Here is a 23,991-nt window from a genome sequence, read left to right on the forward strand (position 1 = left end):
GGGCTCACCGCGCCCCGTCCAGCTGGCGCGACAGCGTGGTGTGGAAGCCGTCGGCGAAGCGGTGGAGCGAGGCCTCGACCTTGTTCACGCCGTGGCTGAACCGGTTGTACGCGATCACGGCGGGGATGGCGGCGAACAGGCCGATGGCGGTCGCGAACAGCGCCTCGGCGATGCCGGGCGCGACCACCGCCAGCGACGAATTCTGCGCCGAGGCGATGCCGGTGAAGGCGCGCATGATGCCCCAGACCGTGCCGAACAGCCCGACGAACGGTGCGACCGAACCGACCGTCGCCAGCACGTTCAACCGGTCAGACAGCTTGTCGATTTCCAGCGCGGAGGCCGCGCCCATCGCGGTCGCCAGCCGTTCGCGCGTGCCGTCGCGGTCGATCGGCTCGTGCGCGGTGGAGCGCCGCCACTCCTGCACGCCGGCGGCGAAGACGCGGGCGCTGGGGATGTCGAGACTGGCCTCCGCCTTGTGGAAGGCGTCGATATCGTCCGCCTTCCAGAAATCGCGCTCGAACCGCGCCATCTCGCGCCGGGTGCGGCGCAGCCGGCCGACAAAGGCGATGATGATCGCCCAAGTCCAGATGCTGGCGGCGAGCAGGCCAAGCATCACCAGCTTCACGACCACATCGGCCTGAAGGAACAGCGCGACCGGCGACAGCGTCGCCGCATCCATGTTGAACACCGGATTCATTTCGGGCCCCCTTGAGCCAGCAACTGGGTATAGATGTCGAGCCAGCCGCGCGGTTGGCGGCGCGGCCGGCCGGTGGGCGCGACGAACGCCACGACCACCCGCGCTTGCGCGAGTAGAACCGCGTCGCGCCTGACTGTCTGATGAATGACGACGCGGGCCGGCGTCACCTCGACCAAGGTCGATGCCACGATCAGGGCATCGTCGAGCCGGGCAGGTGCCAGATAGCGGATATGCAGGTCGGCGACCGCATAGGCCCCCTCGCCAGCCTCGACTGCGGCGCGCTGGTCGATCCCGGCTTCGCGCAGCATGTCGGACCGGGCGCGCTCCATGTAGCGCAGGTAATTGGCGTGATAGACCACGCCCGACAGGTCGGTATCCTCGTAATAGACGCGCACCGGCAGGCGATGCTCGCCTCCCGTGAAATGCCCCGCCATCGGTTGATCCGGCCCGGTCATGCCCCTGCCGTTAACGCAACCTTTCCACGGGTGGAACCCCGCACCATGATTGCCGCCGGCCGGCGGTCGAATTACGCATGATGCCGATCAGTACGCGGCAACAGGAGAGACGCCATGGCCGAACGTCCCGTCAGCGGAGTCACGCCCTTCCTCACCATCAGCGAGCGGCGCGGCGCGGAGGCGCTGACCTTCTACCAGCGCGCCTTCGCCGCCGAGATCGTGGAACGCAACGTCGCCGAGGACGGCCAGCGGCTGATGCAGGCATCGCTGCGGATCAATGGCGGCTGGATCATGCTGTCGGACGAGTTTCCCGAATGGCGCGGCCATGCCGAGCCGGCCCCGCAAGGCGTGACGCTGCACCTGCAGGTCGATGACGCCGACCGCTGGACCGATCGCGCCGTCGCGGCGGGCGCCACGCTGACCATGAAGGTCGGCGACCAGTTCTGGGGTGACCGTTATGGTCAGGTGAGCGATCCGTTCGGCCATCGCTGGTCGATCGGATCGCCCATTTGCCGTTAGGCGGGTCAGGCCGCCCGCTTCTCCAGCGCGCCGGCCGCCTCGGTCATCAGCTCGGCGATGATGTCGGCGAGCGGCTCCTCGCGCGTGACCATGCCCACCGACTGGCCGGCCATGACGCTGCCATGCTCGACATCGCCATCGATCACCGCGCGGCGCAGCGCCCCCGCCCAGTAATGCTCGATCTGGAGCTGCGCCTCGGCCATGGCCACCGCGCCCTCGTCGAGCGACTGGGCGACCTCGCGCTGCTTGGCGGTGAACAGCTCGCCCCCGGCATTCTTCAGCGCGCGCACCGGAATGACCGGCAGCCGCGGATCGATCTGCACCGACGCCACCGCGTCGCGCGCCGAGGCGCGGATGAAGGCGCGCTTGAAATTGGGATGCGCGATCGACTCGGTTGCGCAGACGAACCGCGTGCCGAGCTGGACGCCGGCGGCGCCCATGTCGAGATAGCCGGCGATCGCTTCGCCCCGCCCGATCCCGCCCGCCACGAACACCGGCACCTGATCGGCGATCACCGGCAGCATCTCCTGCGCCAGCACGCTGGTCGAGACGGGGCCGATATGGCCGCCCGCCTCCATCCCCTCGATCACCAACGCGTCGACGCCCGAACGGATCAGCTTCTTGGCCAGCGACAGCGCCGGCGCGAAGCAGATCACCTTCGCGCCCGTTGCCTTGATCGCCTCCAGCGCGCCCTTGGGCGGCAGGCCGCCGGCGAGCACGACATGGCCGACCCCGTGCCGGCCGCACACCGCGATCAGTTCGAACAGGTCGGGATGCATGGTGATCAGGTTGACGCCGAACGGCCTGGCCGTCAGCGCCTTCGTCCCCGCGATCTCCGCGTCGAGCAGCGCCGGGGTCATCGCGCCGCACGCGATCACACCGAACCCACCGGCATTGGACATCGCCGCGACCAGGTTGCGCTCGCTGACCCACGACATGGCTCCGGCCATGATCGCGACCTCGCTGCCCAGGAAGTCCGCGCCGCGCGCCATGCGGCGCTGGAGCCGCTCCTGCCCGATCGTCAAGCCCCCACCTCGGCGTCGAGGCCATAGGCGGTGTGGAGCACGCGGACCGCGAGCTCGGTCTCGTCCTCGTGGATCAGCACGCTGACCTTGATCTCCGAGGTGGAGATGGCCTGGATGTTGATGCCGCGTGCGCCCAGGGTCGTGAACATGGTCGAGGCGACGCCGGCATGGCTGCGCATGCCGACGCCCACCACCGAGATCTTGGCGACGCGCGTATCGTGGCTGAGGTCGGTGAAGCCGATCGCGCCGCGCGCCTGATTCAGCGCCTCCATCGAGCGGGCCAGGTCCGCCGAGGGCACCGTGAAGGTCACGTCGGTCGAGCCATGGTCGTGCGCAATGTTCTGGATGATCATGTCGACGTTGATGTTCGCCGCCGCCAGCGGTTCGAAGATCGCGGCCACCGCGCCGGGCTTGTCCGGCACCGCGACCAGCGTGATCTTGGCCTCGTTCTTGTCGTGCGCGATGCCGGTGATGAGCTGGCGTTCCACGTCGTCGATCTCCTCTTCGCCCACGATCATCGTACCGGGCAGCGTGTCCGCCATCGGGGCATCGTCGCCAGTGAAGGACGACAATACCTGGACGCGGACCTGTTCCTTCATCGCCAGACCCACCGAGCGGGTCTGGAGCACCTTCGCCCCCACCGAGGCGAGTTCGAGCATTTCCTCGTACGTCACGCGGTGCAGCTTGCGCGCGCGGGGCACGATGCGCGGGTCGGTCGTATAGACGCCGTCGACATCGGTGTAGATGTCGCACCGGTCCGCCTTCATCGCCGCCGCCACCGCGACCGCGGAGGTGTCGGAGCCGCCACGGCCAAGCGTGGTGATGCGGTTGTCCGCCGACACGCCCTGGAAGCCCGGGATCACCGCCACCTCGCCCTGCGCCAGGCTGGCGTCGAGCGCGGCGGTGTCGATCGTGCCGATCCGCGCCTTGGCATGGGCGTCGTCGGTGTGGATCGGGAGCTGCCAGCCGAGCCAAGAGCGCGCGGGCACGCCGATCGCCTGAAGCGCGATGGCGAGCAGACCGCTGGTCACCTGCTCGCCCGACGAGACGACCGCGTCATATTCGCGCGGGTCGTAGAGCGCCGAGGCCTCGCGGCAGAAGCCAACCAGCCGGTCCGTCTCGCCCGCCATGGCCGACACGACGACCGCGACCTGGTTTCCGGCATCGACCTCGCGTTTGACGCGCGCGGCGACGCTCCGGATGCGCTCGATCCCGGCCATCGACGTGCCGCCGAACTTCATCACGATACGCGCCATGCTCGGTGCCATTCTCCTTGGGTGGAAGCGGCGGCCCTGATAGGTAGCGAAAATGGCCATGACAAGTGACGCCGCCGCCCCGGCACCCGCAAGCAGTTCGATCCTTCCCGCCGAAGCGGCCCATTTCGGCAAGCTGGCGGCCGAATGGTGGGACCCCCGGGGGTCGTCGGCGATGCTCCACCGGCTCAATCCGGTGCGGCTCGGCTATGTCCGCGCAGCCATCGATTCGCATTGGGACGGCGATGCGACCAGCTTCGCGCCGCTCAAGGGCAAACGCGCGCTGGATGTCGGCTGCGGCGCGGGGCTGCTGTGCGAGCCGCTGGCGCGGATGGGCGCCGCCGTCACCGGGCTGGATGCCGCGCCGGAGAACATCGCCGCCGCCGCCGCCCATGCCGCGGCAGGCGGTCTGACGATCGACTACCGCGCGGGCAGCGTCGAGCATCTGGCCGGTGAGCGGTTCGACCTGGTGACCTGCCTGGAGGTGATCGAACATGTCGCGCGGCCCGCCGCCTTCGTCGCCGGGCTGGCGGGCGCCTTGGCGCCGGGCGGGCTGATGATCCTGTCCACCCCCAACCGCACCGCCCTGTCCCGCTTCGCGCTGGTCGACGCGGCGGAGGCGGTCGGCGCCATCCCGCGCGGGACGCACGACTGGGACAAGTTCCTGACGCCCGACGAACTCACCACCCTGCTGGCGAGCGAGGGCCTGGCGGTGCGCGACGTCACTGGCCTGGTCTTCTCGCCTACCCGCGGCTTTGCGCTGGGGTCGTCAACCGCGCTCGACTATCTGGTCACGGTCACGCACTCCTGAGGCCGCCGGGGCGTCATGCCCCGGTCGTCGCGCCCGCTTCTTCGTCGTTGCGCTCGGCGGCGCGTTCCAGCCCCGCCTTGACCACGGCGGTGAAGGGGTCGGCCAACGCCAAGCCCAAGATGCCGAACAGGGCGCTCGCCATGATCTGCGTGCCGAGCGTCAGCGCCGGCGGCAGGTCGACGGTGCGCTTGGCGACCATCGGCACCACGACATAGCCGTCCAGGGTCTGCACGATCAGATAGGTGCCGATCGCCCAAAAGCCGGTGTGCGTACCCGCGCTGAACCCCACCGCGACCATCAGCACGCCGGTGATGATCGCCCCGATATTGGGGATGAAGGCCAGGATGCCGGCGATGATGCCGAGCAGCATCGCCATCGGCACGCCGCCGACCCCCAATGCGATGCCCGTCATCACGCCCTCGAACGCCATGCCGAGCAGGCGGCCGGCGAGCAGCTTGCGCAGCGTCCTGCCCATATGCTCCAGCGTACGGCCGAACTCGGCGCGCATGTCGCTCGGCGCCAGCCATTGCAGGCCGCGCCCATAGCCCTGCGGGTCGATCGCCAGGAACAGGCCGATGATCATCATCATGAACAGGCTGGTGATCGCCCCCACGGCCGTGCCCAGCCAGCTGGTCAGCCGGCCGATCGACCCCGCCGCCTGGCGCAGCAACCCGCTGACGTCCGACGCGCCGGGCATCAACCCCTGCGCCGACAGCCAGCCCGTGACCTTTAGCGCCTGCGCCTCCAGCGTCGAGCGGAGTTGCATCACCTGCTGCGTCACCTGCATGCCGGTCAGATAGAAGGTGCCCAGCAGGAAGGCGAGCACCAGCAGTACCACGATCAGCAGCCGCCAGCCGCGCCCGATCGGCAACACCCGGCCGAGCAGCCGGACGCCGCCGTCGAGCAGGGTCGCGAAGACGATGCCCGCGAAGATCACCAGGATCGGCTGGATCAGCAGCACGACGAGCGCGATGCCCAGCGCCATGCCCAGCCAGATCGCCGCGCGCTTCACCTCGCGACGGGTGCCAGGGTCGCGCAGCTCGACCGGGCTCGACGTCTCCCGCGCTGCGGGGTCGGCGGGCTGCGCCTCGGCCATGCTATTTCTCCGTCTGGGCGGGATGGAGCGAGGTGCCCGCGCGACCGCTGCGCAGCGCGCCCCACCAGGTCAGCGGATTGAGCGTCGAATCGCCGTCCAGGCTGAAGGTGATGAACTCGGCGCGGCCGCCGATATTCTCGTACGGCACCGGACCGCCCAGCCCCTGCTCGCTCGACGGATAGCGGCTGTCCGCGGACCGATCGCGATTGTCGCCCATCAGGAAGACGTGGTTGGCGGGAATGGTGATCGGGCCGTAATCGTCGCCCGGACTCCAGCCCAGTTCGACGGTGTCGTAGCGGCGGCCATTGGGCAGCGTTTCGGTGACGATCGGCAGGTGGCAGACGGCGCTGCCGTCCGGCTTGGTGATCAGCGCGCCGGGATATTCGGCGGGCGAACAGGGACTGTTGGTGTCGACCGGGATATCCTCGTAATGGATCGGCCCGCGCTGCACCGCCTTGCCGTTCAGGAAGAGGGTGCCGCCCCGCACCTGCAACCGGTCGCCCGGCAGGCCGACGACGCGCTTGATGTAATCAGTATGCGTGCCCGGCGGCGTCACGATCACCACGTCGCCGCGATCGGGCAGCGATCCGAACAGCCGGCCATGGATGAAGGGGATCGGCACGCCCCAGCTATCCACCGGCTCGTGCAGTACGACGCTGCGGAAGATCGCGAGCGGGTTGGGGATGGTGGGCGACACATAGGACCAGCCATAGGCGAATTTCGACACCACCAGCCGGTCGCCGACCTGAAGCCCGGGCAGCATCGATTCCGACGGGATGTAGAAGGGCTTGGCGATGAAGCTGTGGAAGCCCAGCACGATCAGGATCAGCCAGAAGATCCCCTTCACCTCGGCCCACCAGTCCGTGCCCTTGCGCCTGGCCGGGGGCGCGGCGGGATCGAGGACCCCGTCGCTCGGGGGGGCGCTCTGGGGACCGCCCTGGGGGTTGCTGCCGTCCAACACCGCGTCCTTCATTCGATTGCGTCCGGATAAGCCTCGATCACGACCAGGGCCTGCGCCCAGGGATGATCGTCGGTCATGGTCAGGTGGATGCGCGCGCCGTGGCCCGGCGGGGTCAAGGCGTCAAGCCTCGCCTTGGCGCCGCCGGTCAGTGCCAGCGTCGGCGCGCCCGAGGCGGCGTTGACGACACCGATGTCGCGCATGAACACGCCGTCGCGAAAGCCGGTGCCGACCGCCTTGGAGAAGGCCTCCTTGGCGGCGAAGCGCTTGGCCAGCGTGCCGGCGCGGGTGAACGGCCGGCGGGCGGCGCGGGCCAGTTCGACCTCGGTGAAGACGCGCTGCTCGAAGCGCGCGCCGAACCGGTCGAGCGAGGCCTGGATCCGCTCGATATTGCACAGATCGGAGCCCAGGCCGATGATCATGCAGCCGGTCCGATCACCGCGCCGCGTCCATCTCGCGCCGCATTCGCCGCACCGCCTCGCCCAGGCCAGTAAACAGCGCCTCGCCGATCAGGAAATGGCCGATGTTGAGCTCGCGCACCTGCGGTATCGCGGCGATCGGGCCGACATTGTCATAGGTCAGGCCATGGCCGGCATGAACCTCGATCCCGTTCTTGGCGGCCAGCGCGGCGGCATCGGTCAGGCGGCGCAATTCCTCCGCGCCATCGCCCGGCTCGACCCCGTGCAGTTCCGCGTAACGGCCGGTATGGAGTTCGACGACCGGCGCGCCGAGCTGGATCGCCGCCGCGATCTGGCGTGGATCGGGCTCGATGAAGAGCGACACCCGGATGCCCGCTTCGCGCAACTGTCCGACCAAGGGGGCCAGGCGCTCCTGTTGTCCGGCGGCGTCGATCCCGCCCTCGGTCGTCCGCTCCTCGCGCTTTTCAGGCACGATGCAGGCGGCGTGCGGCCGGTGGCGCAGCGCGATCGCCAGCATCTCCTGGGTTGCCGCCATCTCGAAATTGAGCGGGACGGTCAGCGTCGCGGCAAGCCGGGCGATGTCGTCATCGGTGATATGGCGGCGATCCTCGCGCAGGTGCGCGGTGATGCCGTCCGCCCCTGCCTCGGCGGCCAGCACGCCGGCGCGCACCGGGTCGGGATAGCCCGATCCGCGCGCATTGCGGACAGTGGCGACATGATCGATGTTGACGCCCAGGCGCAGGTCGTGCGCCACCGGTCAAGCCGCCGCCCGGCTGCCGGGCTTGACCGCGGGGATCGCGGCCAGCTCGGGCGGCAGGCTGTCGGCGGCATAGCTGGGCACGTCGAGCCGGATCAGCGGAAAGAAGGGGACGCCCAGGTCGACATGACCGTTCGACCGGTCGACCAGCGAGGCGGCCGCGATGACCTCGCCGCCCGCACGCCCGATCGCCGCGATCGCCTCGCGCGAGGAGAGACCGGTGGTCACCACATCCTCCATCATCAGCACCGGCTGACCGGGCTTCAGGCGAAAGCCGCGGCGCAGCTCGAAGGTTCCCTCCGGCCGCTCGACGAACATGGCATCGACGCCCAGCGCGCGTGCCATCTCGTGCCCCGCGATCACGCCGCCCATCGCAGGCGACACGACCGCGGTGATCCGCGCCCGCAGCGCGGCCGGGATCCGCGCCGCAAGCGCCTCGCTCAGGCGAGCGCCGCGACGCGGGTCCATCAGCACGCGCGCGCATTGCAGGTAGCGCGGGCTGCGCAGGCCCGAAGACAGGATGAAATGCCCCTCCAGCAACGCTTCCGCCGCGCGGAACTCGGCCAGCACTTCGTCTTCGGTCATGGTCGCTCCTGATGAATGGTGCCGCAGATAAGACCGCCGCGCGCGCGTGGCAACGCGTCGTCGCAGTGCAGCAACGATTTAGCCGGTCACGCGGGTTGAGGCCCGGCGACCCCCGTCGTATAGCCATGTTCAATGGGTGAGGTTGGCCGACACGGCCAAAAACCGTGATGAACGGGGAAAAACAATAAGATGGGCACATCCGGGTTGAAGCGGACAGCGATCGCGGCGGGCGTGGCGCTCGCGGCCATGGGGCTTGGACCCGGGGCGTTCGCCGCCCCCGCGCCCATCCCGCAACAGGCGGCCGCGCCGGCCGGGACCAGCAACACCGCGCCGACCACGGCGGCGGCGACTCCGCCCGCCGCGCCGACCAGCCCGCTGCTCGCGGTCGACGGCGCCCCCGGCGCGGTGGCGCGGCCCGGCATCGGCCAGCCGTCGAACGGCGTGTTCGGTCTCCAGCCCCAGGTCACCCGCAACGGCGAGTTCGCGCACTGGATGCACAATTCGATCCTGTTCCCGGTCATCACCGTCATCTCGCTGTTCGTGCTGGCGCTGCTGATCTGGGTCGTGATCCGCTTCCGCGCTCAGGCCAACCCGATCCCGTCCAAGACCAGCCATAACACCACGATCGAGATCATCTGGACGCTGCTGCCGGTGGCGATCCTGGTGCTGATCGCGCTGCCGTCGATCGGCCTGCTGCAGGCGCAGTTCAGGCCGGCCCCGGCGGGCGCGGTGACGCTGAAGGCGATCGGCAACCAATGGTATTGGAGCTATCAATATCCCGACCATGGCGGCATCGAGATCACCGCCAACATGCTGAAGGAAAAGAACCAGGTCGGCGCGGGCGAGCGGGCGCGCACCGACCGCGACGGGCCGCGCCTGCTCGCCACCGACAATCGCGTGGTGCTGCCGGTCGGCGTGCCGATCCGCCTGATCACCACCGCCAACGACGTGATCCACAGCTGGGCGGTCCCCGCCTTCTGGATCAAGCTGGACGCGGTGCCGGGCCGGCTGAACGAGACCAGCTTCACCATCGAGAAGCCGGGCCTCTATTTCGGGCAGTGCTCCGAACTGTGCGGCGCGCGCCACGCCTATATGCCGATCGCGGTCGAGGCAGTGACCCCGGCGCAGTTCGCGGCCTGGATCCGCGCCAAGGGCGGCACCATGCCGACACCGGGCGCCGCATCCGACAAGGTGATCCCGCAGCCGGGCGCGGACGGCTCCGCCGCCAAGGCCGAAGAAGGCGCGGCGACCGCCAACGCCACCGGCCCGGTCGAGAACGCCACCACCGCCGCTCCCGCCACCACTCAAGGCGCGTCGGGCAATCCCTCCGCCGCCGGCAACGCTGGACAGTAAGATGACCGACACCGCCCTCCATCCCTCGGCGTTCCAGACGCATGGCGACCATGCCCATCATCACGATGCCGATCACAAGCCGGGCTTCTTCGCCCGCTGGTTCATGTCCACCAACCACAAGGACATCGGCACGCTCTACCTGATCTTCGCGATCGTCGCGGGGATCATCGGCGGCGCGGTGTCCGGCCTGATGCGCGCCGAGCTGGCCCATCCCGGCATCCAGTATCTTCAGGGCTGGGCATCGCTGCTGCATGGCGGAGAGGCGTCATTCGACGAATCGCTCCATCTGTGGAACGTGATGATCACCGCGCACGGTCTGATCATGGTGTTCTTCATGGTCATGCCGGCGATGATCGGCGGGTTCGGCAACTGGTTCGTGCCGGTCATGATCGGCGCGCCCGACATGGCCTTTCCGCGCATGAACAATATCAGCTTCTGGCTGATCGTGCCGGCCTTCATCCTGCTGCTCGCCTCGCCCTTCTTCGGCGGCGCGGGCAATGGCTGGACGCTCTATGCGCCGCTCTCCACCTATGGCGAGCCGGGACCGTCGACCGACATGGCGATCCTGGCGCTCCATCTGGCGGGCGCGTCGTCGATCTTGGGGGCGATCAACTTCATCACCACCATCTTCAACATGCGCGCGCCCGGCATGACGCTGCACAAGATGCCGCTGTTCGTCTGGTCGGTGCTGGTCACCGCCTTCCTGCTGCTGCTGTCGCTGCCGGTGCTGGCGGCCGCGATCACCATGTTGCTGACCGACCGCAATTTCGGCACGACCTTCTTCGACCCGGCGGGCGGCGGCGACCCGATCCTCTACCAGCATCTCTTCTGGTTCTTCGGCCATCCCGAAGTGTACATCATGATCCTGCCCGGCTTCGGCATCGTCAGCCAGATCATCGCCACCTTCAGCCGCAAGCCGGTGTTCGGCTATCTCGGCATGGCCTATGCCATGGTCGCAATCGGCATCGTCGGCTTCGTGGTGTGGGCGCACCACATGTTCACCACCGGCCTCAGCGTGAACACCAAGATGTACTTCACCGCCGCGACCATGGTGATCGCGGTGCCCACCGGCATCAAGATCTTTTCCTGGATCGCGACGATGTGGGGCGGCTCGATGCGCTTTCCGACGCCGATGACCTGGGCGATCGGCTTCATCTTCATGTTCACGGTGGGCGGCGTGACCGGCGTGGTGCTCGCCAACGGCGGCATCGACGACTATATGCAGGACACCTATTATGTCGTCGCCCATTTCCACTACGTGCTGTCGCTCGGCGCCGTCTTCTCGTTGTTCGCCGGGTTCTATTACTGGTTCCCGAAAATGTCGGGGCGGATGTACAACGAGTTCCTCGGCCAGCTCCACTTCATCGTCTTCTTCATCGGCGTGAACGTGATGTTCTTCCCGATGCACTTCCTGGGCCTGCAGGGGATGCCGCGCCGCTATCCGGATTATCCGGACGCCTTCGCGCATTGGAACACGGTGGCGTCGATCGGCTATATGATCATGGCGGCGGGCATGGTGATCTTCTTCATCAACCTGGTCTACTCCTTGCTGGCCGGGCCCAAGGCACCCGACAATCCCTGGGGCGAAGGCGCGACGACGCTGGAATGGACCTTGTCCAGCCCGCCGCCCTATCACCAGTTCGAGACGCTGCCGCGCATCGACTGATCCCCCGATCCGACAGCATCGGCATCATGACCGCCCCGGAGGACACTCCGGGGCGTTTTTTTCGACCTGACGGTCCGACCCCTTCGGCGATTGACCAAGTTGCATTCGCAGTTGCACAATCACCAGTGGCAATCTTCGCCGCACTGCAACAAACTGGAGATATCGAGGTTAAGGACGCACTTGGACCACTTTGAGCGCGAAACGAAGCCCAGCGACGGAGTATGCTCGATGACCCATTTTCGCCTGACGATCGGCGCGGCCCTTTTGACCATTGCCGCCGGGGTCCATGCCAATCCCAGCCATGCTGCGCACACGGCTGGCCCGGCCAATCCGAACCAAGCCGGCGCCAGCGCCAGGCCGCAACTGGCGACGCTCGCGCCCGAAAGCTCGACCGCGTTGATCATGCTGGTCGGCGTGGGGCTGACCGTCGTCACCCGGCGCAACCGCCGCAGCGTCCGCTCGGTCCCCGCCTGATACGCCGCTAGACCGGCAGACGTGGCGGGGGCAGCCCGGTCGTTTGTCGACCGACCCGCCCCCCGGCCGTCATCCGTCGTTCTGGGTCCCGATCAGCCGGCGCGCCGCGCGATACAGGCCATCGACCGGCACCTCGATCCAGTCGGGCCGGTTCGCCGCCTCGTAGCCGACCTCATAGGCGGCTTTCGCCACCAGCAACAAGTCGAGCAGCGCCGGGTCCACCGCCACGTCCCGCGCCGCACGATAGGCGTCGAGGAAGACGCTGCGCGCATCATGGCAGAACCGGACATAGCGCCGTTCCGCGCGCAGCGCCTCGGTATCCGGCCCCGGCGGCCGGGACCGGTCGGCAACGGCGGTCGCATAGTCGAATGAGCGCAGGATGCCGGCGACATCGCGCAGCGCCAGATCCTTCGCGCGCCGTTCGGCGAGCGGCTTCGCCGGCTGCCCCTCGAAGTCGATGATCATCACATCGCCGCCGGTCACCAGCACCTGCCCCAGATGCAGGTCGCCATGGATGCGGGTCCGCAGCGCCCCGACCGCACCGGCCGCGACCGACTCGATCCGCGTTGCCACCGCATCGCCGTTTGCGGCGAGCCACTCGGCCGCCTCGCCGGTCAGGCCGGCCGCCGCGATCTGCGTCAGCGCCCGCTCGACGTCGCCCCGCACGTCCGCCGCCAGATGCGCCGCCCCGTCCGCATCCATCGGCTCGGGCGCGAAGGCCGGATCGTCGCTCGGCCGCGCCAGCACGTCGTGCATCTCCGCCAGCCGGCGGCCCATCGTCTCCGCGAAACTGGCGTAATTGGCGAATGTCGCACTGTCGTCGGTCGCCAGGCGTTCAAGCATCGCCAGCGTCCAGCTCCAGGCATCGCCCTGATTGTGCACGAAACGCTGCGCCAGCATCAGCAGCGTGCCGTCGCCGACGCGCCGCACCTCGCCCAGCACCGGCGGCACCGCCTCATAGCCGCCGGCGACCAGATAGCGCACCATCTCCGCATCGGGATGGACCCCCGCCTCCAGGCGGCGGAGCAGCTTGAGCACCACCGACTGGCCCAGCACCATCGAGCTGTTCGACTGTTCGGCGGTGAGCCATTCCAGCTCGGCATCCTCGGCCAGGTCGAGCCCCTCGGACGCGAACGCCAGCGCAGCCTCGCCCTCGCCGACGACCACATCGCCCTGCATCGCCGCGATCACCGATCGCGCGAAATCGGACACGGCGAAGCCATCGGTCAACAGGCCGACCTGCCGCCCGCGCCGCACCCGCGCCAGCGCGAGACCGGCGGCGAAGCGACTCTGCACCTCGCCCTCCCAGGCGATGCCGAGCGGCAGGGCGTAGCGATACGCGCCCTGATCGGTCTCCACCTCGACCTCGGCGAGCAGCAGGTCGGCGACCTGCGGCATCGGATCGAGCCGGGTGAGACGCACCGCTTGAATCGTCTCGTCCTTCGCGCCGAACCAGCGCCGCTGCGCGACATAGGCGGGCAGCACATCGCCCTCCAGCACCGAGCGATTGGAACCGACCGCGATATCCTCGAACGCCGGGCGCAGCACGAAGGTGAAGCGCTCCGCCTCCAGCGGCGCGGGCGGCGTCGCCCAGGACGGCGCATCCGCCTGCGACGACAGCGCGAACCACAGGAAGCCGTAGGGCGGCAGCGTCAGCACATACGGCGCAAGGCCGATCGCCGGGAACGGCGTGCCGCCGGTCATCTCGATCGGCGTGCGGCCCTCGAAATCCGCCAGCTCCAGCTCCAGCGCCTGGGCGGTGCGGCTGAGGTTGAACACGCACAGGATGGCGTCGTCGCCATATTCGCGCACATAGGCCAGGATCTTCCGATTGGCCGGACGCAGGAACCGCTGCGTCCCGCGGCCGAATGCCTGGTGCTCGCGCCGCACCGCCAGCATCCGCTTGACCGCGTTGAGCAGCGAGTGGCGATCGCGCTCCGCCGCCTCGACGTTCACCGCTTCATAGCCATAGAGCGGGTCCTGGATCACCGGCAGCGTCAGGTCGGGCGGATCGCAGCGGCTGAACCCGCCATTCCGGTCGGGCGACCATTGCATCGGCGTGCGCACGCCGTCGCGGTCGCCGAGATGGATGTTGTCGCCCATCCCGATCTCGTCGCCATAGTAGAGCACCGGCGTGCCCGGCATGGTCAGGAGCAGCGCGTTCATCAGCTCGATGCGCCGCCGGTCGCGTTCCATCAGGGGGGCGAGACGGCGGCGGATGCCCAGGTTGATGCGCGCGCGGCGATCGGCGGCGTAGGTGTTCCACAGATAGTCGCGCTCGGCATCGGTCACCATTTCGAGCGTCAGCTCGTCATGGTTGCGCAGGAAGATGGCCCATTGGCACCCGGCCGGAATATCGGGCGTCTGGCGCATGATGTCGGTGATCGGGAAGCGATCCTCCTGCGCCACCGCCATGTACATGCGCGGCATCAGCGGAAAGTGGAACGCCATGTGGCATTCGTCGCCCCGCTCGCCGTCGCCGAAATATTGCTGGGTGTCCTCGGGCCACATATTGGCCTCGGCCAACAGCATCCGATCGGGATATTCGGCATCCAGCGTGCGCCGGATGATCTTCAGGACCTCGTGCGTCTCCTGGAGATTCTCGTTCGAGGTGCCGTCCCGCTCGATCAGATAGGGGATGGCGTCGAGCCGCAGCCCGTCCACGCCCATGTCGAGCCAGAAGCGCATGACCGACAGCACTTCCTCGATCACCGCCGGATTGTCGAAGTTCAGGTCCGGCTGGTGCGAATAGAAGCGATGCCAGAAATAGGCGCCCGCCTCCTCGTCCCACGTCCAGTTCGACTTCTCGGTGTCGAGGAAGATGATCCGGGTGCCCGAATAGAGCGTGTTGTCGTCGGACCAGACGTAGAAATTGCGCTCCGGGCTGCCCGCCGGAGCGCGGCGGGCGGCCTGGAACCACGGATGCTGGTCGGAGGTGTGATTGATGACCAGCTCGAACACGACGCGGATTCCGCGCTCGTGCGCCGCCGCGATGAAGGCCCGCGCATCCTCCATCGTCCCGTAATCGGGTGAGACGTCGCGATATTCGGCGATGTCATAGCCGTCGTCGCGGCGCGGCGACGGGAAGAAGGGCAGCAGCCAGATACAGGTCACGCCCAGGTCGGCGATATAGTCCAGCTTCTGGATCAGACCCTTGAAGTCGCCGATCCCGTCATTGTTCGAATCGTAGAAGGACTTGATATGGACCTGATAGATCACCGCGTCCTTGTACCAGAGCGGATCGGTCATGGTGTCGGGCGCTTCACTCATCATTGATCCCTCGTCAGGCGCCAGATGCGGAACGGCTGGTCGGGCTCGATCCGGATGAATTGATCCCGGCCATACCAGCGGAAGCGATAGCCCTCCGCCAGATCCTCCACCGCGACGCTGCCGTTATCGTCCAAGCCCAGCTCCCAGAGTGGCACCTGGAACATGCACTCCTGGCCCTGATGCGGGTCGAGATTGACCATCACGCAGATGATCCCCTGCCCGTCCGGGTCCGGCTTGCCGTACCAGATGATATGATCGTTTCCCGCCACGAAGAAGCGGGTGCCCAGATGCGTCTGCAAGGCCGGATAGCGACGACGCAGACGGTTGAGCATCGCGATGTCGAGGATGATATTGCCCGGCGCGTTCCAGTCGCGCGGTTTGACGATATACTTCTCGCTGTCGTTATACTCTTCCTTGCCGGGGACAGGGTCGGACTCGCACAGTTCGAACCCCGAATAGACGCCGAACAGGCCCGACAGCGTCGCCGCAAGCACCGCACGGATGCGGAAGCCCGGTCGGCCCGAAGTCTGAAGATAGACCGGATTGATGTCGGGCGTGTTGACGAAGAAATGCGGGCGGTAGAATTCCTTCGGTGCCTCGGTGGTCAGTTCGGTGATGTAGCTTTCCAGCTCCGCCTTGGTGTCGCGCCAGGTGAAATAGGTATAGCTTTGCGAGAAGCCGACCTTGGCCAGCCGGTACATCATGGTCGGCCGGGTAAAGGCCTCCGCCAGGAAGATGACGTCGGGATGCCGCGCGCGCACGTCGGCGATCATCCACTCCCAAAAGGGCAGTGGCTTGGTGTGGGGATTGTCGACGCGGAACGTCTTGACGCCATTCTCGACCCAAAGCAGCACCACGTCGCGCAGCGCCGCCCACAGGCCAGGGACGGCGTCCGGTCCGTAGAAGTCGACATTGACGATGTCCTGATATTTCTTGGGCGGATTTTCCGCGTATTTCATCGAGCCATCGGGCCGCCAGGCGAACCAGCCGGGATGCTCGGTCAGCCAGGGATGATCGGGCGAAGCTTGGATCGCAAAGTCGAGCGCGATCTCCAGACCGTGTGCACGGGCCGCCTCGACCAGCCGGGCGAACGCCTCGAAGCCGCCCAGTTCGGGATGGACCGCATCATGCCCGCCCTCCGCCGCGCCGATCGCATAGGGACTGCCGGGATCACCCTCGCCCGCCGTCAGGCTGTTGTTCGGCCCCTTGCGATGGGTGCGACCGATCGGATGGATCGGCGGGAAGTAGAGCGTGTCGAACCCCATGTCCCGAATCTGCGGCAGGCGGCCGATGACATCGTCGAACGTTCCGTGTCGGGCCGGATCGGTGGTGATCGAGCGCGGAAACAGCTCATACCAGGAGGAGAAGCGCGCCGCGATCCGCTCGGCATCGACCAGCTGCCGGGGCGAGCGGACGACGAAGGGCCGTGTATCCGCCGCCGCCATCGCCGCCGCGAGGTCGTCGGACAGCAACAGCTCCGCCGCGCCCTCGACCGCCCCGTCGATCCGGGACACCCAGTCGCGCAGGGCGGGCTGTCGCGCCGCCGCCGCCTCGACCAGGCTGCGCCCCTCCTGCCGATCGACGTCCTGCGCGACTCCGGCATCCAGCTTCTTGCGATAGTCGCGGCGGAAACCGCCGAACACGTCCAGCCAACCCTCGACTGCATATTCATGCCGTCCGAGCCGGTCAGGGGTGAAGCGGGCGGTCCAGACGTCGGTCGGCAACGCGGTCATCGGCACCCGCCGCCACTCCGCCTCGTCGCACGGCCGCCAGAGCAGCTCGACCGCTAGTTGTTCGTGGCCGTCGGTGAACACCGTCGCCTCGACCGTGACCTCGTCCCCGATCACCCGTCGGACGGGATAGTCGCCACCCTCCACGCTGGGACTGAGGGACTCGACCACCAGCCGCGGCATCGCCGCCGCCTGATCGGCGGTGGCGGGGGGCGGCAGCAGGATTGGGTCGGTCGAGGACACAGGCACAAGGGCGTCGGCCATGCAAACTCCGGTCGATGCTGGGAAACGGACGGGAACGACCCGCGGAAATCAGGCGGGCTTGGCCGGTGACTTGGCTTTGCGCGCCTTAGTCGTCCGGGCCGCCGGCTTGGCGGACACGGCCGCCGGCGGCGCCAGCGGCTCGGCGGCGGTGGTCTGCACCGGATGGTCGGCCGGCTCCGGATCGTGCGCGGCGACGGGCGTCTCGGTCATCGGGGTCGGCGACGCCGGGGAGTCGGCGGGCTCCTCCGGCAGTGCGTTAGCGGCAGAGGATCCCTCCGCATCATGTTCGCTCGCTGCCTGGTGCCAGTGATCGTCGTGCCGGCCATGCCCGCCGCCGTCCTTCTCCCACAATTCATAGGCGCGGCGGCTGATCTTCTCATGGCGCTCGTCGGTCATTCGATCCCTCCTTCAACGATGGCGCGAGGGCGTTCGCGCCAGCGCCATCCATGCCACGCGACAGCGCCGGCTCAACGGAAAACCGCCGGCACGCGCTTCCGGTTGCATCGGGAATGGCGCGAAATCTCTCCCTCGCGGCATGCTTGCGCGAGATCAGCGACTTAGCGCGTGGTCGTGGCGGCGAGCGGTGGCGTCTGCTGGTGCTGGATCACGGTCCAGTCCTCATGCCCCCGTCGCCGATAGGTGGAGGTGCAATGCGCCTCATAGGCATCCTCGCCATCCTTGGACGCACGGACCCGATAGGCGATGACGATCAGCCCTTCCTGCGGGCGTGCGACGCGCCGCTCGGTGAAGGATACATCGGTCCAGCGCGGCGTGGCGGAGACCGCGGCGACCGCCTCCTCGCCGCTCATCACGAAGGGCGGCGTGGGCACGACCATCAGGCATTCGTCGTCGATCGACTCGCGATAATGTTCGGGCGTGGCCGTCCACAGGCTTTCCTCGAACGTCCAGATGCGTGCGTCGTCCATCATCCCGTCTCCCAAATGGTCGCATGGACTCGTGTCCGGCCGCAGGAGCGCGCGACCGGCGCGATCGTTCCCCCCTGACCCGCCGGCTTGCCAATCCCCCGCCGACATCCCATCTTGACGATGCGCCGACCGAGCATGGCGCGAGCCGCCGCCCCCTCGCGCCTTTCTTTTTGGTGCCCGTTGGGGTAAGGCGACGCATCTTCACGACAAAGGGTTTGTGTTTGGCCAAGGAAGAACTGCTCGAGATGCGCGGTCGCGTGGTGGAATTGCTCCCCAACGCGATGTTCCGCGTGCAACTCGAGAACGACCACGAGATTTTGGGGCATACCGCCGGCAAGATGCGCAAGAATCGCATTCGCGTGCTGGTGGGCGACGAGGTGCTCGTCGAGCTGACTCCCTATGACCTCACCAAGGGTCGCATCACCTATCGCTTCATGCCCGGCCGCGGCGGCCCCGGCCCGTCCTGATCGCCGGTGGCGCGTCCGTCGCGCCGCTGCCACCGACCATGACCGATCGCCTCGAAACAGCGTCCGCGCCCGTCGCCACGCTTGTGCTCGCCTCCACCTCGCCGCGCCGGCTGGAGCTGCTCGGCCGGCTGGGCCTGGTGCCCGACCGCCTGGCCGCGCCCGATATCGACGAGACGCCGCTGCCGGCTGAGGCCGCCCGCGATTATGCGCAGCGACTGGCGCTGGGCAAGGCGCGCGCCGTCGCCCGCGGCGCGGACGAGATCGTGCTGGCCGGCGACACGACGATCGCGGTCGGCCCGCGCATCCTGGGCAAGCCAGAGGATGCAACCGACCTGCGCCGGATGCTGCGCCTTCTCTCCGGCCGGCGGCATCACTGCCTGTCGGCGGTTTGCGTGATCGGCCGGGACGGGCGCGAGCGCGTCCGCCTGTCCGACACCATCATCGCCTTTCGTCCGCTCACCCCCGCCGAGATCGACGCCTATGTCGCCACCGGCGAAGGAATGGGCAAGGCCGGTGGCTATGCCATCCAGGGCCGCGCCGAGGCCTTTATCCGCTTCCTCCATGGCAGCCATAGCGGCGTCGTCGGCCTCCCGTTGACCGAGACCAGGGCGCTGCTGCGCGCCGCGGGCCTGCCGCTTGCCTGAATGGCTCCACGAGGCCGGGATCGGCGAATCCCGCGCCGCGCTGGTCGAGGACGGCCGCATCCTGGAAGCGCTGGTCGAGCCCGAGGATAGCGGCCCGCGCCTGGGCAGCGTCATGCGCGCGCGCCTCACCCATCTGCTGCCCGGCCGCCAGGGCCGCTTGTCGCTGGCGGACGGCACCATGGCGCTGATCACCGGCGTCCCCGCCGGCCTGTCCGCCGGGCGCGACCTGACCGTCGAGATCGTGCGCGAGGCCCTGCCCGAGATCGGCCGGCCCAAGCCGCCACGCGCCATCCTGACCGATCAGGAGGAGCGGCCCGGCCCCGACCTGCGCGCCCGCATCGCCGCGACCGGCCACCCCGTCCGCACGCTCCTCCCGCACCAGCCGGATGCGCTGGAGGCGGCAGGCTGGTCCGAACTGCTCGAAGAGGCGCAGACCGGCGATATCGGCTTCGCCGAGGCGGTGCCGGGCGGCGCGCTGGTGATGACGCCCACGCCGGCCATGACCCTGTTCGACGTGGACGGCCCGCCGCCGCTCGAACCGCTGGCGATCGCGGCGGCCGAAGCGGTGGCCGGGGCGATCCGCCGGCACGGCATCGGCGGCTCGATCGGCATCGACTTCCCCACCATCGAGGGCAAGGCGGCGCGGCAAGCGGTTACGGCGGCGATCGACCGTCTTCTGGCGCCGCCGTTCGAGCGGACCGCGATGAACGGCTTCGGCTTCGTCCAGATCGTCCGGCCGCGCCCGCGCGCCTCGCTGCCCGAGCGGTTGCGCGCCGATCCGGTCGCCGCCGCCGCCCGCGCCGCGCTGCGGCTGCTGGAGCGGGTGCCGCCGGGCGGTTCGAACCGGCATCGCCTGCCAGCGCCCGTCCTGGCCTATCTGACCGCGCGTCCGGCCTGGCTGGCGGCGCTGGCCCGCCGTACCGGCGCGACACCCCTGCTGGAGAGCCTGTGATGGCCGAACCCGCCTGCCCGATCTGTTCCGAACCTGCCCACCTCGATCACCGCCCCTTTTGTTCGGCGCGGCACCGCGACCGCGATCTGCTGCAATGGCTGAACGAGAGCTATCGGCTACCGGATCAAAATTCTTCGAAAGAAGGGCTGGACAGCGCCGATGGCTCCTACTAGAGACGCGCTTCCGCTACGCGGGCCCAAGTAGCTCAGTTGGTAGAGCATGCGACTGAAAATCGCAGTGTCGGTGGTTCGAATCCGCCCTTGGGCACCACACTTCCCCGTCGCGACCACTATTCGCCGGGAAACTCGCCGATCATCGCTGCGCTTAGCTTTGAGTCGTCCCTGGCGATGCTGTGGCAAAGCTTGCGCCGGCCAAGCGATCCGCCATGTCCGATCTTAGCGATGCTACGATAGTCCATCGGCCGGCCCGGAGTTCATCCAGGACGATACGCGCTCGTCTCTCCTGCCTTTTCGGCACGACGTGACCGATCGGGCGATCGATGCGCCCCTCAGCTCGCTATGCCGACGGTCGCCGGCCTGGCCGCTTCCGAGGATATCACCCGGTTCCGACCCTCGCCCTTGGCGCGGTAGAGCGCGGCGTCGGCCGCCGCCTGCATCGCCGACACCGAGCGATACCCCGGCCAGGTCGCCACGCCTATGCTCACCGTGATGCGGAGCCCCGCCGCGCAGGGGTCATAGGAGGCCGCGGCGATCGCGCCGCGCACATGCTCGCAGACCGCCTTGGCCGCCGCCGCATCGGTGTCCGGCATCAGCAGCGCGAACTCCTCGCCGCCCAGCCGCGCGACCAGATCGCGATCGCGCACCGCATCGCGCATGACCGCCGCCACCCGGCGCAGCGCCGCATCGCCCACCGCATGCGAATGCTGGTCGTTGATCCGCTTGAAATGATCGATGTCGAGGATCGCCAGCGACCAGGCTCGACCATGTTCCGCGAAACAGGCTATCTGCTCCGCCAGTTCGTCCTCGTAGCGCCGCCGATTGGGCAGCCCGGTCAGCGCGTCCTCATGCGCCATGCGCCGCAAGGTGCGCGCCTGGCTGGCGAGCTGGGCGAGCAGGGCGTCCTTCTCCTCGGCGGCGAGCATCAGCATCTCACCCTGGCGACGGATATCGGCGGTGCGCTCCTCGACCATCCGGCCCAGGTGCCGGGCCCGCCGATGCAGGTTCAGCACCCGCCAACGATAGGCCAGCCCGGCCAGCCCGACCGCAACCGCAACCAGCGCGAACCGGAAGTCGGAACGCTGCCACAGCGACGGCTCGACCACGAAGCGCAGCACCTTGTCTTGGGCGCTCCACGGACCGCCACCGCTGGACGCGCTGACATGCAGCGCATAGCGACCCGGCGGCAGCGCCGTATAGTCGACGATCCGCTCGGCGCCGCGATCGATCCAGTCATTCTCGTAGCCCACCAGCCGGGTGCGGTAGCGGATGCTCTGCGGCGACAGGAAACTCAGGCCGCCATAGGCGATCGATACCCGCCGCGTCTTGGCGGGAATCGACACCCAGTTGGCCCCGTCCGTCAGAGGGCCGGCCTCGCCGTCGAGCAGCACCGATTCGATCACGAGCGGCGGCGGCGTGCGAACCCGCAACTGCGCCTCGCGCTCCGGCCGGACGGACGCTGCTCCTTCGGCCGTGGCAAACCAGATCGAGCCGTCCTGGCGCAGCAGGGTCGTCGGTCCGGAGGCGCCGTTGCCCTGGGCGCTGGCCATGCCGTCCAGCCGGTCGAACCGGTCGACCCGGATCGTGCGCCGCCTGCCGTCCGCCACCGCCATCAGCGCCGCATAGTCGATCCGCAGCACGCCGCTGTTGCTGCCCAGCCACGCCGCGCCATGCCGGTCCAGCGCCATCTGGAACACGGTATCGACCGGCAGTCCCTGGTTCCGACCGACATGGGCGAGCTGGCCATCGGCATAGCGATAGCGAAACAGTCCGCGGTCGGTGCTGATCCACATGGCGCTACGGTCCGGGTCCTCGAACAGGCCTAGGGCGCTGTTGACGTCGGCCAACCGCGCCATGCTGATCCGCCGGGGAGCGCCGTTCGGCGGCCACAGGGTCAGATCGTCGATCGTGCCGATCCACAAGCCATGGCTGGTATCGGCGATCGCATAGACCATCGTCTGTGGCAGGCCGGGCAGCGTGGGATGCCAGACCCGCCCCTCGCCGTCGATCGCCACGACGCCGCGTCGCGTACCGGCCCATAAGCCGCCGTCGCGCCGCGTCGCCAGGGTCCGGACGCGGACGTCGCGGATACCCTCCAACCGCCCGTATCGCGCGACGATCCGGTCGTCCCGGACGTGGAAGATGCCGTCGCCCAGCGTACCGACCCAGACATCGCCATCAGGCTGCGCCAACAGGCTGAGGACCGACGGCGAATTGCCGCCGGGCACGCCCGCCTGCTCGATTCGGATATGGCGGATCCGACCATCGGGCAGGACCCGGTCCAGGCCACGGCTGCTGCCGATCCACAAGCTGCGGTCGCGCGACTCCACCAGAGCGCGGACATAATTGCCGGACAGGCCATTTTCCTGTCGCATATTGGTGAAAAGGGCCTGGCGCAGGCGGTACAGACCGCCATTCACGCCCACCCAGATACTGCCTTCCCGATCCTGGAAGACGGTGGCGATCCGCCCCTCCGGCAGGCCCTGGGTCGGGGTGATCCATTCCGTCCGCCCGCGCGCCAGATGGAGCAGGCCGAGATTCTCGGTCCCCAGCCACAACCCGCCCCATCGATCCGCGGCCATTGCGCTGAAGCGGTTGGTGCCCGGCAGACGATGGACCAGGCGCGCCTGCCCCCCCTCCACCTGTCGCAGCTCTCCGCCGGCCAGCAGCCAGACATGGTTCCGGTGGTCGACGACCGGCAATACAGCCCCCGCCGGCAGCCCCAGGGACTTGGACAGATGGTGGAACCGGCCATCGGGCGTGCGCACGACCAGGCCGTCGACGCAGCCGATCCACAACCGGCCCTGCGCATCGATGGCCAGCCCCAGGATCGACATCAATGGCATGCCGGCGGGCATCGGAACGCGCTGGAACCGGCCGTCGGGAGTCAACAGGCCCAATCCGCCACGGATGAAGCCGATCCAGAGCCGTCCTTGACCATCCCGCGCGAGGGTCAGGATCGAGGCGCGGGGCAGTCCCTGCCGTGCGGTCCAGAACCGCCATCGTCCCGCTGCATCCCGCCGCCCGAGATTGCCGCGCGAGTCGCCGATCCATAAATTGCCCTGCCGGTCAGACAGGATGCCGGTCACCCCATTGTCGGGCAGCGGCGGGTGGCTGTCGCGCGAGAAGATGGTGAACCGGGTGCCGTTATACCGGGCCAGCCCCTCCCAGGTGGCGAGCCACAAATAGCCCTCGCGCGTCTGGACGACCCCCTGCACGCTATTGTGCGGCAGTCCTTCGTTGGTCGTCCACCGGTCATAGGCGAAGTCCTTGACCATCGGCGGCTGGACGACCGGGTCGGCCCATGCGGCCCGCTGGCCGACGAGCAACGCGAACAGCAGGGCGACGGCAGCGGCGGCGATGTGCCACCGTTCCCGACCTGATGCCCGCGCCGACGTCATGATACCTTGGTCATCGCCCATTGGTTTCCAACGACACGATATGGCGCAGGCCTTAAAATAAGCAAAACGCGCTCAAACGGCCACTCGGCCGCT

The 23,991-nt window shown here is 68.4% G+C and carries 23 protein-coding genes and 1 tRNA gene; 10 read left to right on the forward strand and 14 right to left on the reverse strand.

What is annotated here, in order from left to right; genetic code table 11:
• Positions 1-4 precede the first annotated feature (4 nt).
• Positions 5-697, reverse strand: coding sequence for a protein TolQ (tolQ, locus tag GGQ96_RS01660; protein WP_184110908.1), 693 nt, complete (start codon positions 695-697; stop codon positions 5-7).
• Entirely contained in the window at positions 694-1,152 is a 459-nt protein-coding gene (gene ybgC / locus GGQ96_RS01665; RefSeq protein WP_184110910.1) for a tol-pal system-associated acyl-CoA thioesterase, read from the reverse strand. The genes tolQ and ybgC overlap by 4 nt, the downstream gene beginning before the upstream one ends.
• Positions 1,153-1,266: 114 nt before the next feature.
• On the opposite strand from ybgC, the gene GGQ96_RS01670 reads away from it, so the two are divergent.
• Complete coding sequence (locus GGQ96_RS01670; RefSeq protein WP_184110912.1) at positions 1,267-1,671, forward strand: VOC family protein; 405 nt, start codon at positions 1,267-1,269, stop codon at positions 1,669-1,671.
• Between the two features lie 5 nt (positions 1,672-1,676).
• Here GGQ96_RS01670 and GGQ96_RS01675 read toward each other — a convergent pair whose 3' ends face one another.
• The gene (locus GGQ96_RS01675; RefSeq protein WP_184112144.1) at positions 1,677-2,663 is read right to left on the reverse strand and encodes an NAD(P)H-dependent flavin oxidoreductase; all 987 of its coding nucleotides are present in this window, start codon (positions 2,661-2,663) and stop codon (positions 1,677-1,679) included.
• Positions 2,664-2,692: 29 nt separating this feature from the next.
• Positions 2,693-3,952: an aspartate kinase gene (locus GGQ96_RS01680; RefSeq protein WP_184110914.1), complete on the reverse strand. Its 1,260-nt coding sequence runs from the start codon at positions 3,950-3,952 to the stop codon at positions 2,693-2,695.
• A gap of 58 nt (positions 3,953-4,010) precedes the next feature.
• Between GGQ96_RS01680 and ubiG the strand changes: the two genes are divergently transcribed.
• Complete coding sequence (ubiG, locus tag GGQ96_RS01685) at positions 4,011-4,760, forward strand: bifunctional 2-polyprenyl-6-hydroxyphenol methylase/3-demethylubiquinol 3-O-methyltransferase UbiG (RefSeq protein WP_184110916.1); 750 nt, start codon at positions 4,011-4,013, stop codon at positions 4,758-4,760.
• A gap of 13 nt (positions 4,761-4,773) precedes the next feature.
• Here ubiG and GGQ96_RS01690 read toward each other — a convergent pair whose 3' ends face one another.
• Genes GGQ96_RS01690 through pyrE form a run of 5 tightly spaced genes read right to left on the reverse strand, consistent with a single transcriptional unit; the run spans position 4,774 to position 8,575 of the window.
• Positions 4,774-5,856 (reverse strand): AI-2E family transporter, encoded by a 1,083-nt coding sequence (locus GGQ96_RS01690; protein ID WP_184110918.1) that lies wholly within the window; start codon positions 5,854-5,856, stop codon positions 4,774-4,776.
• Between the two features lies 1 nt (position 5,857).
• Positions 5,858-6,829: a signal peptidase I gene (lepB, locus tag GGQ96_RS01695; RefSeq protein ID WP_184110920.1), complete on the reverse strand. Its 972-nt coding sequence runs from the start codon at positions 6,827-6,829 to the stop codon at positions 5,858-5,860.
• On the reverse strand, positions 6,826-7,236 hold the full coding sequence (acpS, locus tag GGQ96_RS01700; RefSeq protein ID WP_184110922.1) for a holo-ACP synthase: 411 nt from the start codon (positions 7,234-7,236) through the stop codon (positions 6,826-6,828). The genes lepB and acpS overlap by 4 nt, the downstream gene beginning before the upstream one ends.
• Before the next feature lie 13 nt (positions 7,237-7,249).
• Positions 7,250-7,987: a pyridoxine 5'-phosphate synthase gene (locus tag GGQ96_RS01705; protein WP_184110924.1), complete on the reverse strand. Its 738-nt coding sequence runs from the start codon at positions 7,985-7,987 to the stop codon at positions 7,250-7,252.
• A gap of 3 nt (positions 7,988-7,990) precedes the next feature.
• On the reverse strand, positions 7,991-8,575 hold the full coding sequence (pyrE, locus tag GGQ96_RS01710) for an orotate phosphoribosyltransferase (RefSeq protein WP_184110926.1): 585 nt from the start codon (positions 8,573-8,575) through the stop codon (positions 7,991-7,993).
• 189 nt (positions 8,576-8,764) lie between these two features.
• Here pyrE and coxB point away from each other — a divergent pair, with 189 nt between their 5' ends.
• The 3 genes from coxB (at position 8,765) to GGQ96_RS01725 (ending at position 12,068) form a co-directional block, all read left to right on the forward strand.
• The gene (coxB, locus tag GGQ96_RS01715; RefSeq protein ID WP_184110928.1) at positions 8,765-9,928 is read left to right on the forward strand and encodes a cytochrome c oxidase subunit II; all 1,164 of its coding nucleotides are present in this window, start codon (positions 8,765-8,767) and stop codon (positions 9,926-9,928) included.
• Between the two features lies 1 nt (position 9,929).
• Positions 9,930-11,594: a cytochrome c oxidase subunit I gene (ctaD, locus tag GGQ96_RS01720; RefSeq protein ID WP_184110930.1), complete on the forward strand. Its 1,665-nt coding sequence runs from the start codon at positions 9,930-9,932 to the stop codon at positions 11,592-11,594.
• 228 nt (positions 11,595-11,822) lie between these two features.
• Positions 11,823-12,068, forward strand: coding sequence for a PEP-CTERM sorting domain-containing protein (locus GGQ96_RS01725; RefSeq protein WP_184110932.1), 246 nt, complete (start codon positions 11,823-11,825; stop codon positions 12,066-12,068).
• Between the two features lie 69 nt (positions 12,069-12,137).
• Here the strand turns inward: GGQ96_RS01725 and treS are convergent, their stop codons facing one another.
• The 4 genes from treS to GGQ96_RS01745 form a co-directional block, all read right to left on the reverse strand.
• Entirely contained in the window at positions 12,138-15,338 is a 3,201-nt protein-coding gene (gene treS, locus GGQ96_RS01730; RefSeq protein ID WP_221239743.1) for a maltose alpha-D-glucosyltransferase, read from the reverse strand.
• Complete coding sequence (locus tag GGQ96_RS01735; RefSeq protein ID WP_184110936.1) at positions 15,338-17,332, reverse strand: alpha-1,4-glucan--maltose-1-phosphate maltosyltransferase; 1,995 nt, start codon at positions 17,330-17,332, stop codon at positions 15,338-15,340. Before GGQ96_RS01735 ends, treS begins: the two co-directional genes overlap by 1 nt.
• Before the next feature lie 48 nt (positions 17,333-17,380).
• Positions 17,381-17,728: a DUF2934 domain-containing protein gene (locus tag GGQ96_RS01740; RefSeq protein WP_184110938.1), complete on the reverse strand. Its 348-nt coding sequence runs from the start codon at positions 17,726-17,728 to the stop codon at positions 17,381-17,383.
• A gap of 161 nt (positions 17,729-17,889) precedes the next feature.
• Entirely contained in the window at positions 17,890-18,261 is a 372-nt protein-coding gene (locus GGQ96_RS01745) for a DUF4440 domain-containing protein (RefSeq protein WP_246360004.1), read from the reverse strand.
• Between the two features lie 218 nt (positions 18,262-18,479).
• On the opposite strand from GGQ96_RS01745, the gene infA reads away from it, so the two are divergent.
• The 5 genes from infA (at position 18,480) to GGQ96_RS01770 (ending at position 20,591) form a co-directional block, all read left to right on the forward strand.
• Positions 18,480-18,725: a translation initiation factor IF-1 gene (gene infA / locus GGQ96_RS01750; protein ID WP_055844981.1), complete on the forward strand. Its 246-nt coding sequence runs from the start codon at positions 18,480-18,482 to the stop codon at positions 18,723-18,725.
• A 38-nt stretch (positions 18,726-18,763) separates the two neighbouring features.
• Positions 18,764-19,369 (forward strand): Maf family protein, encoded by a 606-nt coding sequence (locus tag GGQ96_RS01755; RefSeq protein ID WP_184110940.1) that lies wholly within the window; start codon positions 18,764-18,766, stop codon positions 19,367-19,369.
• Positions 19,362-20,321, forward strand: coding sequence for a ribonuclease (locus GGQ96_RS01760; RefSeq protein WP_184110942.1), 960 nt, complete (start codon positions 19,362-19,364; stop codon positions 20,319-20,321). Before GGQ96_RS01755 ends, GGQ96_RS01760 begins: the two co-directional genes overlap by 8 nt.
• Positions 20,321-20,494, forward strand: a complete 174-nt coding sequence (locus GGQ96_RS01765; protein WP_184110944.1) for a DNA gyrase inhibitor YacG — start codon at positions 20,321-20,323, stop codon at positions 20,492-20,494. Before GGQ96_RS01760 ends, GGQ96_RS01765 begins: the two co-directional genes overlap by 1 nt.
• Before the next feature lie 21 nt (positions 20,495-20,515).
• Positions 20,516-20,591 (forward strand) — tRNA-Phe (locus tag GGQ96_RS01770).
• A 238-nt stretch (positions 20,592-20,829) separates the two neighbouring features.
• Here GGQ96_RS01770 and GGQ96_RS01775 read toward each other — a convergent pair.
• Positions 20,830-23,898: a ligand-binding sensor domain-containing diguanylate cyclase gene (locus GGQ96_RS01775; RefSeq protein ID WP_184110946.1), complete on the reverse strand. Its 3,069-nt coding sequence runs from the start codon at positions 23,896-23,898 to the stop codon at positions 20,830-20,832.
• Positions 23,899-23,991 lie beyond the last annotated feature (93 nt).

Origin of the sequence: Sphingomonas abaci, assembly GCF_014199625.1 — a bacterium.
GTDB lineage: Bacteria > Pseudomonadota > Alphaproteobacteria > Sphingomonadales > Sphingomonadaceae > Sphingomonas > Sphingomonas abaci.